General features: G+C 34.3%; 14 protein-coding genes and 2 pseudogenes. All 16 read right to left on the bottom strand.

Going from position 1 to position 14,141, the window contains the following annotated elements; genetic code table 11:
• Window positions 1-116: 116 nt before the first annotated feature.
• Entirely contained in the window at window positions 117-878 is a 762-nt protein-coding gene (gene trpA / locus CLU83_RS02760; protein ID WP_100430204.1) for a tryptophan synthase subunit alpha, read from the bottom strand.
• 34 nt (window positions 879-912) lie between these two features.
• Window positions 913-1,233, bottom strand: a complete 321-nt coding sequence (locus CLU83_RS02765; RefSeq protein WP_100430205.1) for a gamma-glutamylcyclotransferase family protein — start codon at window positions 1,231-1,233, stop codon at window positions 913-915.
• 172 nt (window positions 1,234-1,405) lie between these two features.
• Window positions 1,406-2,587: a tryptophan synthase subunit beta gene (gene trpB / locus CLU83_RS02770; RefSeq protein WP_369828794.1), complete on the bottom strand. Its 1,182-nt coding sequence runs from the start codon at window positions 2,585-2,587 to the stop codon at window positions 1,406-1,408.
• 39 nt (window positions 2,588-2,626) lie between these two features.
• Window positions 2,627-3,223: pseudogene (locus CLU83_RS22770) on the bottom strand (phosphoribosylanthranilate isomerase); the annotation flags it as partial.
• 92 nt (window positions 3,224-3,315) lie between these two features.
• Window positions 3,316-4,098: an indole-3-glycerol phosphate synthase TrpC gene (gene trpC / locus CLU83_RS02775; RefSeq protein WP_100430207.1), complete on the bottom strand. Its 783-nt coding sequence runs from the start codon at window positions 4,096-4,098 to the stop codon at window positions 3,316-3,318.
• 2 nt (window positions 4,099-4,100) lie between these two features.
• Entirely contained in the window at window positions 4,101-4,781 is a 681-nt protein-coding gene (locus CLU83_RS02780; protein WP_100430208.1) for an SAM-dependent methyltransferase, read from the bottom strand.
• Between the two features lie 3 nt (window positions 4,782-4,784).
• Complete coding sequence (gene trpD, locus CLU83_RS02785; RefSeq protein WP_100430209.1) at window positions 4,785-5,780, bottom strand: anthranilate phosphoribosyltransferase; 996 nt, start codon at window positions 5,778-5,780, stop codon at window positions 4,785-4,787.
• Between the two features lie 95 nt (window positions 5,781-5,875).
• Entirely contained in the window at window positions 5,876-6,706 is an 831-nt protein-coding gene (locus tag CLU83_RS02790) for a cytochrome c family protein (protein WP_100430210.1), read from the bottom strand.
• A 76-nt stretch (window positions 6,707-6,782) separates the two neighbouring features.
• The gene (locus CLU83_RS02795; RefSeq protein WP_100430211.1) at window positions 6,783-7,349 is read right to left on the bottom strand and encodes an aminodeoxychorismate/anthranilate synthase component II; all 567 of its coding nucleotides are present in this window, start codon (window positions 7,347-7,349) and stop codon (window positions 6,783-6,785) included.
• Window positions 7,350-7,472: 123 nt separating this feature from the next.
• On the bottom strand, window positions 7,473-8,873 hold the full coding sequence (locus CLU83_RS02800; RefSeq protein WP_100430212.1) for an anthranilate synthase component I family protein: 1,401 nt from the start codon (window positions 8,871-8,873) through the stop codon (window positions 7,473-7,475).
• Between the two features lie 288 nt (window positions 8,874-9,161).
• Window positions 9,162-9,731: a YceI family protein gene (locus tag CLU83_RS02805; protein ID WP_100430213.1), complete on the bottom strand. Its 570-nt coding sequence runs from the start codon at window positions 9,729-9,731 to the stop codon at window positions 9,162-9,164.
• A gap of 290 nt (window positions 9,732-10,021) precedes the next feature.
• Window positions 10,022-11,296, bottom strand: a complete 1,275-nt coding sequence (locus CLU83_RS02810) for a hypothetical protein (protein WP_100430214.1) — start codon at window positions 11,294-11,296, stop codon at window positions 10,022-10,024.
• A gap of 222 nt (window positions 11,297-11,518) precedes the next feature.
• Window positions 11,519-12,084, bottom strand: a pseudogene (locus tag CLU83_RS02815) (YceI family protein).
• 48 nt (window positions 12,085-12,132) lie between these two features.
• Window positions 12,133-12,765: an NAD(P)H-dependent oxidoreductase gene (locus tag CLU83_RS02820; RefSeq protein ID WP_100430216.1), complete on the bottom strand. Its 633-nt coding sequence runs from the start codon at window positions 12,763-12,765 to the stop codon at window positions 12,133-12,135.
• Between the two features lie 16 nt (window positions 12,766-12,781).
• Entirely contained in the window at window positions 12,782-13,237 is a 456-nt protein-coding gene (locus tag CLU83_RS02825) for a MarR family winged helix-turn-helix transcriptional regulator (protein ID WP_100430217.1), read from the bottom strand.
• Between the two features lie 224 nt (window positions 13,238-13,461).
• Complete coding sequence (locus CLU83_RS02830; protein WP_100430218.1) at window positions 13,462-13,923, bottom strand: SRPBCC family protein; 462 nt, start codon at window positions 13,921-13,923, stop codon at window positions 13,462-13,464.
• Window positions 13,924-14,141 lie beyond the last annotated feature (218 nt).

The following is a 14,141-nucleotide window of genomic DNA, read 5'->3' on the forward strand; positions in this document are numbered from 1 at the left end:
ATAGATCAGAAGTATATCGATAATCTTATAAATATTGAAAATCATTCTTTTTAAAGCATAAAAAAACGGCACTTAAAAATTTTTAAGTGCCGTTTAATTTTAGGTAACAATATTATTTATCGAATCGCTTTCACAAAAGTATCAATCTTTCCAGTTCCATTATCTTTTAAATGCGTGATAAAAGCACTACCAATAATAGCTCCTTTGGCATATTGAGTAGCTTGATTGAAAGTTTCGGCATTATTGATTCCGAAGCCAATGATTTGAGGATTTTTTAGATTCATATCGGCAATGCGTTTGAAATAATCTTCTTGAGTGCTTCCAAAACCAGATTGTGAACCAGTAACACTTGCCGAGCTCACCATGTAAATGAATCCACTAGAAACACTGTCAATAAAACGAATGCGCTCGTCTGACGTTTGCGGTGTAATCAAGAATACATTGATTAATCCGTATTTATCGAAAGTTGCTTTGTATTGTTCAGCATATACATCTACAGGAAGGTCAGGAATGATTAAACCATCAATGCCAATTTCAGCACATTTTTTGCAGAAATTTTCGACACCGTATTGTAGCATTGGGTTGAAATACCCCATAATCACTAGTGGGATGCTTACGCTTTCGCGAATGTCTTTTAGCTGGTCAAATAAAATTTGAGTGGTCATTCCGTTTTGCAAAGCTTTTGTTGAACTCGCCTGAATCGTTGGTCCATCGGCTAAAGGATCACTAAATGGCAATCCTATTTCGATCATATCGACACCATTTTTTTCTAAATCCTGAATGATTTGTAAGGTGTCATTCAAGTTAGGATATCCTGCTGAAAAATAGATGGAAAGTATCTTTTTGTCTTCTTGTAGTTTTTGTTTTATTCGGTTCATTTTTCTTATTTCTTTAAAAGCTCTTTATTCGTTTCTAAATAGCAGCACTATAAGCCCATGCATTTTGATTGGACTGCAAATGTACTTCTACACGCTTGTAATGCAGTCCTTCATACAAATCTGCTTGACGGAGTTCACTTTGCGTTACTTCGTATAAGGTACCGCTAATGGTATCATTTGAGTTTTCGGTTTCCATTATAATAGGGTAGTGGACTATTCCAAATTCTTCTTCAATTTGTATTTCATTTAGTTCATAACCTACTAATATTTCTGGTGTTCCTTCAAGAATACGTCCAAAAAGGTCTTGTTGTACATCCTCATGCTGTAAGGTGCCGTAAGCGAATAATTTTTGCATAGAATCTATTTTGAAAATGTTAATAAACTTAAATTTGATACTTATCTCGAATGCGCGTTAGGGATGGTAGTGGAGCTTTTTTTATTAATTGCCACGGGTTTAAACCCGTGGCAATTAATAAAAAAAGCGGGAACGTACAGCCCGACCCTTGGGGAACGCACAAATTATTATATTACAATTTGAAATAATCGATGTAATTGTCTAAATCTTTGTCGCCGCGTCCTGAAAGACTGATTACTACAACATCTGTCGGCTTGAATTTTTTCTGGTCTAAGACAGCAAATGCATGCGCACTTTCGATGGCTGGAATAATTCCTTCTAATTTTGTAAGCTGTAAACCTGCGTTCATGGCTTCATCATCGGTTACGGAGAAGAATTCGCCACGGCCTGTTTGTGCCAAATGTGCGTGCATAGGACCAACTCCTGGGTAATCAAGTCCTGCAGAAATCGAGTACGGTTCAGTAATCTGGCCGTCTGGAGTCTGCATCAATAGGGTTTTACAGCCGTGAATAATCCCCACTTTTCCTAGTTTACTGGTTGCCGCGCTATGACCGCTGTTAACGCCTTTTCCGGCAGCTTCAACTGCAATAATTCCAACTTCGGGCTCGTGTAAAAAGTGATAATATGTTCCAGCAGCGTTACTTCCGCCACCAATGCAAGCCACTACATAATCGGGGTTTTCGCGTCCTTCTTTCTCTTTTAACTGCCATTTGATTTCCTCGGAAATGATGCTTTGAAAACGGGTTACCATATCCGGATAAGGATGCGGTCCAATGGCTGACCCAATGATATAATGGGTATCTACTGGATTGTTAATCCAATCGCGGATGGCTTCGTTAGTAGCGTCTTTCAGCGTTCGCGAACCCGAAAGTGCAGGACGAACTTCGGCACCCAGCATTTTCATTCGGGCAACATTTGGTGCTTGACGCGCAATGTCGATTTCGCCCATGTACACAATGCATTCCATGCCCATTAAGGCGCAGACAGTAGCTGTTGCCACTCCATGCTGACCTGCACCAGTTTCGGCAATGATTCGTTTTTTGCCCAAACGTTTTGCAACTAATATTTGCCCAATTGTGTTGTTAACTTTGTGCGCGCCTGTATGATTTAAATCTTCTCTTTTCAGATAGATTTTGGTATTGTATTTTTCTGATAATCTTTTGGCAAAATACAGCGGACTGGGACGGCCTACGTAATCTTTTAGCAGTTGATTAAACTCTGCTTTAAACTCGGGTTCGGCTGTGATTTCTAAATATTTCTGGCGTAATTCTTCTACATTTGGGTATAACATTTCGGGAATGTAGGCTCCTCCAAATTCTCCGTAATATCCTTTTTCGTTAACGTTGTATGACATTTTATATTTTTTAATTGTTGAGATGCACTGCAGTGCATCTTTACATAATGATGTATTTTTTAATCCTGATTCAATTTCAAATTTACTATTTATGTCAATGGCATAAATGGGTAAATCGGTTTTTAAAATTTCATTTATCAAATCCAATTCTTCAATCCCAATGCCGCCACTAAGGAAGAACGGTTTTGTCGAGGGATATTTTTCTAATATTTTCCAGTCGAAAGTGATTCCGTTGCCACCGGGCAGTTTTCCTTTGGTGTCAAAAAGAAAATAATCACAAACAGTTTCATAAGGCTCTAAAACGCTGAAATCAAAATTTTCGTCTGCCGAAAACACTTTGATGATTTCAACTGCTGTACCAAATTTAGTTTTTATTTCCTTACAAAATACAGCTGATTCCTGACCGTGCAGCTGAACAGCCTGCAAATCGTATTTTGTTATTTTCTCTTCAATTATGGAAATACTTTCATTGACAAAAACGCCCGTTTTCTTAATAGATTTTGGTAATTTGGGCATATCTCCGTCAAAATAGCGAGCCGATTTAGGCCAAAATATAAATCCCATATAATCGGGCAGGAGCGAGCCTACTTCGAGTATATTGTCGGGGTATTTCATGCCACAGATTTTGAGTTTCATAATGTACTTTTTTTATAACCACGAAGTTCGCAAAGAAGACGCAAAGTTCACAAAGCTTTGTGTTCTTAGTGATTTCTCTGTGTCTTTTGTGTTTAAATTAATTGATTAATAAATTCCGTTGCTGCTTTTCCTGCATCATCGGTTTTCATGAAGTTTTCTCCAATCAAAAATCCTTTGTAACCATAAGGCTTAAGTTCATTAATAGCTTCGATTGACGAAATACCGCTTTCTGAGACTTTCACGAATTCATCTGGAATTTTTGAAGCCAGTTCTTTACTGAAATCCAAACTTACTTCGAATGTTTTTAGGTTTCTGTTGTTTACCCCAATCATATCCAGCGTTGGCATGATTGATTTTTCTAATTCCACGAGATTATGCACTTCTAATAATACTTCTAATCTTAAACTTTTGGCAAATTCGGATAATGATTTGATTTCGTCTCTAGTTAAAACGGCTGCGATAAGCAAAATCAAATCGGCTCCGTGTGCTTTTGCTTCCAGGATTTGGTATTCATCTACAATAAATTCTTTTCTCAAAAGCGGAATATTTACTGAAGCTCTGGCTAAAAGCAAATCATCTAATGAACCTCCAAAATACTTTCCATCAGTCAATACTGAAATACCGCAGGCACCGGCACTTTCGTAACCTTTGACTACTTCTTCAACAGTAAAACTTTGATTGATAATTGACTTTGAAGGGGAACGGCGTTTGTGTTCTGCAATGATTCCAGAGTTGCTGTTTCTTAAATTTTGGCTTAAAGAAATAGTATTTTTTCCAAAGAAAATCGAAGCTTCCAATTGTGAAATAGGAATGATGGATTTTTTGAGTACGACTTCTCTTTTTTTGTCGATTATGATTTTATCTAGTATGTTCATTTTTATTTTCTTTTAATAACTAACATTTGGTTTCCGTCTTTCTGAAATTCATAGTCAGAAGATTCAATACTTACAACGAAATCAGAATTAAAATGATTAATGATATCATCCAAAACCTCCGATTTCGCTGTATTCAAATTCAATATCGGAAATATTCTTATTTCTTTACTAATTCGTAGCATTTCGGTAATGGATTGAATGTGGAAGTCCAATCCTAATTGCGAATACAGAATCAAAAAATGGGAACTTAAACCCAAATCAAATTCGAGAGTATCGTATTTTGTTGAATTTGGCAACTCGTGGTAAACATATCTTTGCTGTTCTTTCCCCAATTCAAAGTCATCAACAAAATTAGACATTGCTCCCATACGGATCTGTTCTAATTCCTCTACATTTTTAATATTTTTCCAAACGAATTTTTCCTGATTCGTTCTCATTTGTTCCATAACGGTTTCCTTTGTTTCGTTAATTCGCTGTTTTAATTCAGCTTTTGTGAATTGATAAATGGGATCTAATGAAACTACTTTTTTTCCAAGTTGTGTCATCTCTGAATTGAAACTTGCCGGCCCATCTCCAAAACTGATGATTTTGCTGTTCAAATCGAAATCCGTCAGTTTGAAAATTTTAATATACTCATCTAAATTTCTACCCCATGGAACTACATTTTTTAATTCAAAAGCCATGATTTAGTCTTTGCTTAATTCTTGTAATTTATTCAAAGCTAATAGCCCTTTTCCAGAAAACAAACTTTCTTTGGCTAATTCAAAACCTTTGAGTGGTGTGCATCCTGTAACCGTTGCAATTGCTATTCCGGCATTGGCACAAACCACATTGTTTTGAGCTTCGTTTCCTTTTCCAGAGATTATATTCATGAACATTTCTGCTGATTCTTCGATGGTTTTTCCGCCATCTATTTCGCTTTGTTCCAATAGGCGGACACCAAAATCAGCTGGATTCAACATTCCTTCTTTAGTGCTGGTTATAATTTTTGTAGGGCCAGTCAAAGAGACTTCATCATAACCGTCCAAGGAATGCAAAATTGTAAAATTCACATCGGTATTTTGGTATAAATAACTGTACATTCTGGCTAATTCGAGATTGAAAACTCCAACCAATTGGTTTTTTGGAAAAGATGGATTCACCATTGGTCCCAACATATTGAAGAAAGTTTTAACTCCCAATTCTTTTCGGATGGGGCCCACATTTTTCATGGCTGGGTGAAACAAAGGCGCATGCAAAATGGCAATTCCAGCTTTGTCGATGCATTTTTCTATAAAAGCATTGTCGTTGCTGAATTTCACTCCCAATTTCTCCATTACGTTACTGGACCCCGAAATAGAAGATACTCCGTAATTTCCATGTTTGGCCACTTTGATTCCTGCTCCAGCGGCCACAAAAGAAGCTAAAGTCGAAATATTGAAAGTGTCTTTTCCGTCACCACCAGTACCACACAAATCGATAGTGTTATAAGCTGATAAATCTATTCGAATGCACAATTCCAAAAGCGCTTCCCTGAATCCTGCCAATTCTTCGATACTGATGCTTCTCATCATATATACGGTCAAAAAGGCCGAAATCTGGCTTGGATTGTAACTCCCGCTTGAAATATTCACCAATACGTTTTTGGCTTCTTCTTTGGAAAGAATTTCGTGATTGATTAATCTGTTTAATATGTTTTTCATTTTTCTATAAAGATGCTAAGTTTCTAAGATACTGATTTTCTAAGTTTTTATTTTAAACTAAAAACAGAGACTTAGAACTATTCACTAATTACTATTCACTTTTTATGTTCTGACATGTATTTTAAATAATCAACAATTTCCTGAGATTCTTGTCTTGTGATTCCCAATGTCGGCATTTTTACTTTGTGTCTGAAAGAAGCTGGATCTACGATATAATCGACCAATTCGTTTTCTTTCCAATATTCAGTAATATTTTTGGGATAATTTAATTCAGGTCCCATTTCTCCCCCGATTCCGTTTATGGCGTGGCACGTAATGCATTGTTTCTGGAATAATGCAAATCCTTTCATTGCTTTCTCATCATCTTTTGGCTGTAAGGCTTTGATGTTTTTATTTTTCGATTCAAAGCGAAATTTGATAACGTTGTAAGGCCATTTGTATTCCTGATTATCTGCAGAAACTGATGTGTAAACCAAATAAAATGGGTCGGCATTCATCTCGTTTCCGTTTTTGATAATCTTTTCCCAATTGGAACCTTTAGGTGCATCAACATCTTTAAAAGCCAAAAAAGGGTTTGTTTTTAAAAATAATTCAAGAGGCATTTCAGGTTTATAGCCATCGATGCATTCGAAAATTATTAATGTGTTTTTTATGTCAACTTTTGATAAATCAATTTCATTTTTTAAAAGTTCTAATGCGTTTACGGCTTGGTATTTCTTTGTTTTATGATAAACGGGGTCATTTACAATAGTGACAACAGTGTCTTTTCCCAGTTTGTTTTTTGATTGCAAATCCACCAAATCCAAGACTATTTCAGGTTGGACATTAACTGTCTGCTCTATTTTTTGCTCCTTCTGTTGATTACAGGAAAGAAGGCTAAAAATAAAAAAGCATGAGAGTATAAGATGGATTTTGACTGTTTTCATTTATTTACCGCAAAGACGCAAAGGCGCATTTTTTTATTCTTATTTGAGACTTATTCTTAAATTGAATTTTCAAATATTAATTTTTCAACCAGTTTTCTAAAATCTTTTTCCCGTTTGGCGTCAATACGCTTTCGGGATGAAATTGGACACCTCTTACATCGTATGTTTTGTGTCTTAACGACATTACCTGACCGTTTTCGTCAAAAGAAGTGGCTTCCAATACATCGGGCAAGTTAGCATCAACTACCCAAGAATGGTAACGTCCCACTTCAAATTCATTTCCTAAGCCTTCGAATAAAAGCTCATCGTCAACTACTGTTTTTACTGGTGTTGCAACTCCATGATACACTTTATCTAAGTTAGAAAGTGTTCCTCCAAAAACTTCTCCGATGGCTTGTTGTCCAAGGCAAACGCCAAGAATACTTTTCGTTGGGGCATATTTACTAATTACAGCTTTCAATAAACCCGCTTCGTCTGGGATTCCTGGTCCCGGTGAAAGCAGAATTTTATCAAAAATAGCAATTTCGTCAATATCAAATTCATCATTTCTATAAACGGTTACTTCGCAATCTAAATCTTCGAGATAATGCACTAAATTATAAGTGAAACTATCGTAATTGTCTATGACTAGTATCTTTTTCATTTTTTCCTCCCCCAGCCCCTCCGAAGGAGGGGAGAACCTATTGGGGTGAATAGGGTTTTAATTATTTTTTGTTTTACAGCTTATCTCCGCACTGCGAAGTTCCCCCTTCGGGGGTTAGGGGGATTATATCGTTTCGGCTAAATCCAAAGCTTTATTCAAAGCGAGTAGTTTATTGTAAACCTCCTGCATTTCGCTTTCTTCGTCTGAACTAGCTACGATTCCGGCACCGGCTTGGGAATGTAATTGGTGGTTTTTGCTCAGGAAAGTTCGAATCATAATAGCGTGGTTAAAGTTACCTTCAAAATCCATAAAACCAATGGCACCTCCATAAAAATTACGGTTTGTTTTTTCGTAATCTTCAATCAACTGCATCGCTCTGTGTTTTGGTGCTCCGCTCAAAGTTCCTGCTGGAAAAGTATCGGCTACGACCTGCATAGTTGTTGCTTTTTCGTGTAAATGACCCGTTACTTTGGAAACCAAATGGATAACGTGAGAGAAAAACTGAATTTCTCTGTATTTTTCCACTTCTACACCATGTCCATGACGGCTTAAATCATTTCGAGCCAAATCTACTAACATCACATGCTCACTATTTTCTTTTTTGTCTTCTGATAATTTTTTGGCAAGTACGGCATCTTTTTCGTCATCACCGGTTCGTTTGAATGTTCCTGCAATTGGGTGAATTTCGGCCTTGCGGTTTTTGACTATAATTTGGGCTTCGGGTGACGAACCAAATATTTTGAAATCGCCATAATCAAAAAAGAATAGGTAAGGGGATGGATTGATGCTTCTTAAGGCTCTATAAACATTGAACTCGTCGCCTTTGAATCCTTGTGTAAATCTTCTGGATAATACTAATTGAAACACATCGCCACGGAAACAGTGCTTTTTGGCCAAAGCCACATTTTGTTTGAATTCTTCATCGGTTAGGTTCGAAAAACCTTCACCTTCTTTGGAGAATTTATAGGAAGCAATGTTTCTGGATTGTAACAGTTGTTCAATTTCGGAGATATTGTTTTTTCCGTCAAGGTTGTGGCAGAAAATATAGGCTTCGTTTTTGAAATGGTTGATGGCAATAATGTTTTGGTAAACTGCATAATACACATCGGGAATAGAATTGCTGTTTTCTTTTTTGGCTATGGTTACTTTTTCGAAATAACGAACAGCATCATACGAAATGTAACCAAATAAACCATTGTTAATGAATTTGAAATCGGTTTTGTCGGATTTAAACTGACCTGAAAAATTTTGGATGATTTGAGGAATATCAGTTTTTGCATCGATAGTAATAGTTTCAGATGTTCCGTCAGGGTAGTTTTTGGAGATGATTTCGTTTTCTATTTTTATTGAAGCAATCGGATTGCAGCAGATATAGGAAAAGCTATTGTCGTTTCCGTGATAATCGCTGCTTTCCAGTAATAGACTATTTGGGAATTTATCTCTTATTTTAAAATAAATGCTCACCGGAGTAATCGTATCGGCTAGGATTTGTTTGTAGTTAGTTTGTAATTTATAGGTTTTCATGCTTTATGTTGCTTTTTAGTCAATGGATTTTTTTTTAATTTTTCCTCATTTTGCTAAATGAAAAAAGACCTGTCGTGATGACAAGCCTTTTTATATTTATAGTTCAAATAATACTATAGGAGCTTAGTTCACGACGACTGACGTAAATTATTCCACCACCAAGTATTGTTTGTTATTGTTATCATGTTTTAATTTCTTATTTGCAAATATATAAATGATATTTGTTTTGACAAAAAATATGAAATAAAAAAAAAGATATTTTTTTGAATTTTTGTTAAATTTCAATGGTTAAAACACTAAAACTACGTTTAATTCAAAATCATCATAAATTGTTTTATCTCCTAAATCATCAAAATAACTGCCTGAACCATATTTAATGTCATATTTGGTTCTATTAATATTTAATGAAGCAGTAGCTTTGTTTTTTCCAACAATAACCAAATCAAATTGTATTGAGTTGATAATTCCTTTGATGGTTAAGTCTGCAGTCACGAGGTAGGTGTTGTTTCCTTTACTTGCAATATTTTTAAAGACTAATGTCGAAGTGGCGTAATTTGTAGTGTTGAAAAAATCTTCTGATTTTAAATGACCTTCCAGTTTTTGTTTAGAACTGCCTGTTTGATCAGTATTAGATAAGCTCGTCATATCTGCAGTAAAGCTTCCTCCTGCTAATTTATTGTCTTTAAAAACAAGATAACCATCCTTAAATTTGATGTTTCCTTCATGTTCACCCGTTATTTTTTTTCCTACCCAATTAATGCTGCTCTTTGCTGCATCAATTTTAGACGTTTGTGCACTTCCTTTGTGAAAGGAAAATAGAATCAGTAAAACAAGGCTAAGGGATTTTAATTTGCTCATATTTTATAAATTAAATTAATAAAAAAAATAAATAAACTGTAGGCTGATTATATTTTGATAAAAAACGAAATCCTTTGAATTGTGATTGTGGTATGCGGCAGATTATGAATGTTCTATAAAGTTAATTTAAAATTTTGTAATTCAGTTACTTTCAATCTATTATTTTGTAGCGGTATTTTTAATGTTATAAAATATTTAGACGTTGTTTTAAATCATGATTTTGCATTGTTAAGCAATAAAAAAAGTTCGATAAAATCAGGATTTGCAGGTTTTTAAAGTCAAAAAATCAATTATTTACTTACTATCGGATTTGTATTTTTAGTTCTAAAATCGGGTAAGTTTTTAACATCTGATTGAATGAATAATTCAGTATTGGTAAACTTTGTAATATCTAATGAGAAGGTGTCACTGTTGTACCAACTGCTTAATTCTGAATTATAGTTGGGACTTTCGCTTATAACTACACCGCCACATCGGTTAATCTGTATTCCTTGGATATTGATTTTTGCTAAATTAGCAGGTAATGCTGCTATTTTGTTTTCGAGTAAAACACAGCTGCTAAAGCCATCTATAATACTGTTAATGATATTAAAATAACTTTTTTCTTTGATATAAACCGCTTCTCTAACCAGTCCCTGATTGTTGTCTTCGGTATTTATCAATGTCATATTGCTGGCTGTAATTTTGGTTAGTTTTTTCGTTATATCAGCATTTTCAATTTTATCGTATGAATCAATCTCAAAACAGCGTGAACCTGATATGTCCGAAGAATAAGGATTACGGATAGCAATACTATTGGAAATGGTGCATTGAACACCTTGCGTAAAATCAAAATCATCATCGGTTGCTCTAAACGAAATCAGGTTACTGAAATTAACATCACCTCCATAAGATTCAAATGAATCATCATTTGAAAAACTAATTTGAATGAATTCAAATTTAGTGCCTCTTCCGACACCGCCCAATGATAATCCGTTCAATTCTTTAAGAGCATTGATTTTGTGGCCTGAATATTCGATACGCACATATTTTAAAATACCCGAATTGCTGTTTGGGTCTTGTCCTCCGTAATAACTGACAGCTGGATCTAGATTGAAATCTAAAAAACTAACACCTCCAATTTTATTGATAGGAGCTTCGCCTAATATAATAATGCCTCCCCAATCGCCTGGTTTTCTCATTAAATTAGAATTGTTTGAAGTAAAAACGATAGGTTCGGCAACGGTACCTTCGGCTATAAGTTTACAGCCTTTGGTAATTATAAGTGTTCCGCAAGATTCTTTATCGCCTCTAATGACTGTTCCGGGTTCTATTGTCAAAACAGCTTTATTGGTTACATAAACGGTTCCAATTAATTTATAAGTGTTGTTTTTTGTTAGTTTTAAATCGTGGTCTATAGTACCAGTTATAATTTGGTTAGGTTCTTTATAGACTGTAGTAGCTGGTTTGAAGTTTGTCCAATTGTCCATCCAGTTGGTATTGCCGGTAATTCCTTTTATTTGTTGAGCATTCAATGTGTTAATTGAAAAGAAAATGATAATGACTACGAGTAGTTTTGCTTTCATAATGCTAATAGTTGTGGTTTTTTTAATTTTTTAGTTTTGTTTTCAAAATTACCAGAACAATGTTTTAGACGTATTTTTTTAATGTTATCGATTCATGATTTTTGAGTTAATATTTTTCTGTGTATGTAGGCTGTCCATTATATTTTTTTGACTGATTTTAGCATAAAAAAAATACCCTCAGCATTTTTTGCTGAGGGTACTTTCCATTATTGAATTCTAAAATTAAAAGTTCAAGTTTACTGTTAATTCAAATTCGTCATAGATAGCTTTGTCTCCAATGCTTTCGAAAAATGATTTAGAATTGTATTTAATATCGTATTTAGTACGGTCTACATTGAAAGCTGTAGTAGCAGTGTTTCCTTTTACTGTGATATCAAAAGTTACAGGTTTAGTGATTCCTTTGATAGTCAAATCAGCAGTTACAGTGTATACGTCTTTTGCTTTTACAGCAATAGTTTTGAAAACTAAAGTTGAAGTTGGGAATTTTTCAGTTCCAAAGAAATCTTCTGATTTCAAGTGACCGTTTAATTTTCCTAAGTATTCACCTGTAAGATCTGTAGCTGTTAAAGAAGTCATGTCAACAGTAAAAGATCCTCCTGTTAATACATTTTTTTTGAATACTAGAGCACCGCTTTTAAAAGCTACAGTTCCAGAGTGCTGTCCTGTTACTTTTTTTCCAACCCAGTTAATGCTGCTTTTTGCTGCATCAATTTTTTTGTTTGTGCAGTTACTGCTAATGTAGACAATGCTACTACGAATGCTAAGGCAATAGTTTTTAAATTTCTCATGTTTTAATTTGTTTAAAATGATTTAATATGAATTAGTAATTATTAAGATTATAAAGTGATAAATAAGTCTTCTTGTGATTTTCTAACTTTTTTGTAAAATTGAGTAGTGTCTTCTTCATGACGGTATCCAATTGTTGCAATAAGAGAGGCATTAAGATTTAGTTTGTCTAAACCTAATATTTCGTTTACTTGAGCAGGTACAAAACCTTCCATTGGAGTTACGTCAATTTTTAGTTCGGCCGCGGCATTTAGTAAGTTTCCTAATGCTAAATACGTTTGTTTTGATGTCCAAACATTTTTGATTGCAGGTTCCAAAGTTGAGATTTTAGATTTCATAAAATCACCATATCCAGCCAATGCTTCAAGAGGAGTTTCTCTTTCAACGCTAATAGCATTTAAAAACTCGTCAATAGCTTCATCTCCAATATTTGTATCATTTGCAAAAATGAATAAATGCGAAGCATCTATTATTTGTGATTGTCCCCAAGCTGCTGGCTGTAGCTGTGCTCTTAATTCTGGATTTTCTACAATGATTACTTTATAAGGCTGTAATCCGTATGAAGAAGAACTCAATCGAATAGCTTCTTTCAATGTGTTTAAGTCTTCTGCTGAAACTTTTTTAGTGGCATCAAATTTCTTTGTTGCGTATCTCCAATTTTGATTGTTCAAAAAATTACTCATGATTATTTATTTTATTTTATTTGGTTCTGTATTTTTCTAGTAATGTGTTCAGTTGTTCTAATTCTTCGTTATTTAAATTTTTGGCAAAAAAATCTTCGTGTTCCTTTACTTTAGGATCTAGTTCGGCTAATAAATCTAGACCTTTTTGGGTAATTAAGACTTCAATTTTTCTTCGATTATCTGGGCAAACGTTGCGGGTAACTAAATCTTTCAATAATAATTTATCTACTAATCGCGTTGTGTTACTTGTTTTGGCCAACATTCTGTCTTGTATAATGCACATATTGGCAGGACAGCCTTTTTGGCCTCTTAATATACGTAATACATTAAATTGTTCTCCTGATATATCATAAGGTTTTATGATGTCATTAAAACGTTCTGTAATTACGTTTACAGTGTACATTATGTTCAAAACGATCTGTTTTGATTTGCTATATTCAACAGTGCTCTTTAATTCATCTTCAATCTTCATAGCGTGTCAATCTTTATTTGTTGATACAAATGTAACATGTTTTATATTTGTATATACAAATGTTAGAGTTAATTTTTTGTTAAGAAAAATAATCAAATAGTTTTTATGATAATTCAAAGACTAGTTTAATAGGAGGGAAAGCTAGTAAAATAAGGATTTTTAAAGATGTTTTTAGAAGCTTTTCAATTATAATAGAGCGCTTTTAAAACAATGAAGTATTTATTTTACTGGCACATTGCTTTTAATTCCTTTTCAAGTTTATCAAAGTTCTCTTCATTTTTATCAATTACAAATGGTTTCAACTTATTGCATTCTTCGCCTGAATTGAAAAGCATTTTAAAAACAATTTTTGTTTTTTCGTCGGAGACTTCTTCAAATGTCGCCAGTACTTGAAATAATGGTTTCGAATGGCGTTTCCATGCGATTAGGGAAGGTTTTTCTATTTTGATAAACTCACATTCATTTGGGTAATTTCCTTTTTCTGGGTCGTGCATGATGAAACTCCATTTTCCGCCTACCCGGAAATCAAACTCATTAAATGTGTTTGTAAAACCAGTGGGTCCCCACCAATTTTTCAGATGTTCTGGTTCAGACCATGCGCGAAAAACAAGTTTTTGAGGAGCATTTACAATTCTGGAACTAACTATTTCACTGTCTGGAGTAGTTACTATAATTTCTGTTGCCATTTGTAGTTGTCTTTAGTTATTACTGTCGGTTTAAAATTGTCTCTAAGATTGATACTTAGAAAAAGTTTTTATTGATGATACTAAGGTATAAAATAAGTAATTATTTTGCTAAAACCTGCTTGTTTTTGGATCATTATCAGTTTTGTTAAAGTCTCATGAAATGGAATAAATTATTCAGCTAAGGATTAATGGTGTTATGACTGCAAGAGGGATAGCGC

The organism is Flavobacterium sp. 1 (assembly GCF_002797935.1).
In the GTDB taxonomy this organism is placed as follows: Bacteria; Bacteroidota; Bacteroidia; order Flavobacteriales; family Flavobacteriaceae; genus Flavobacterium.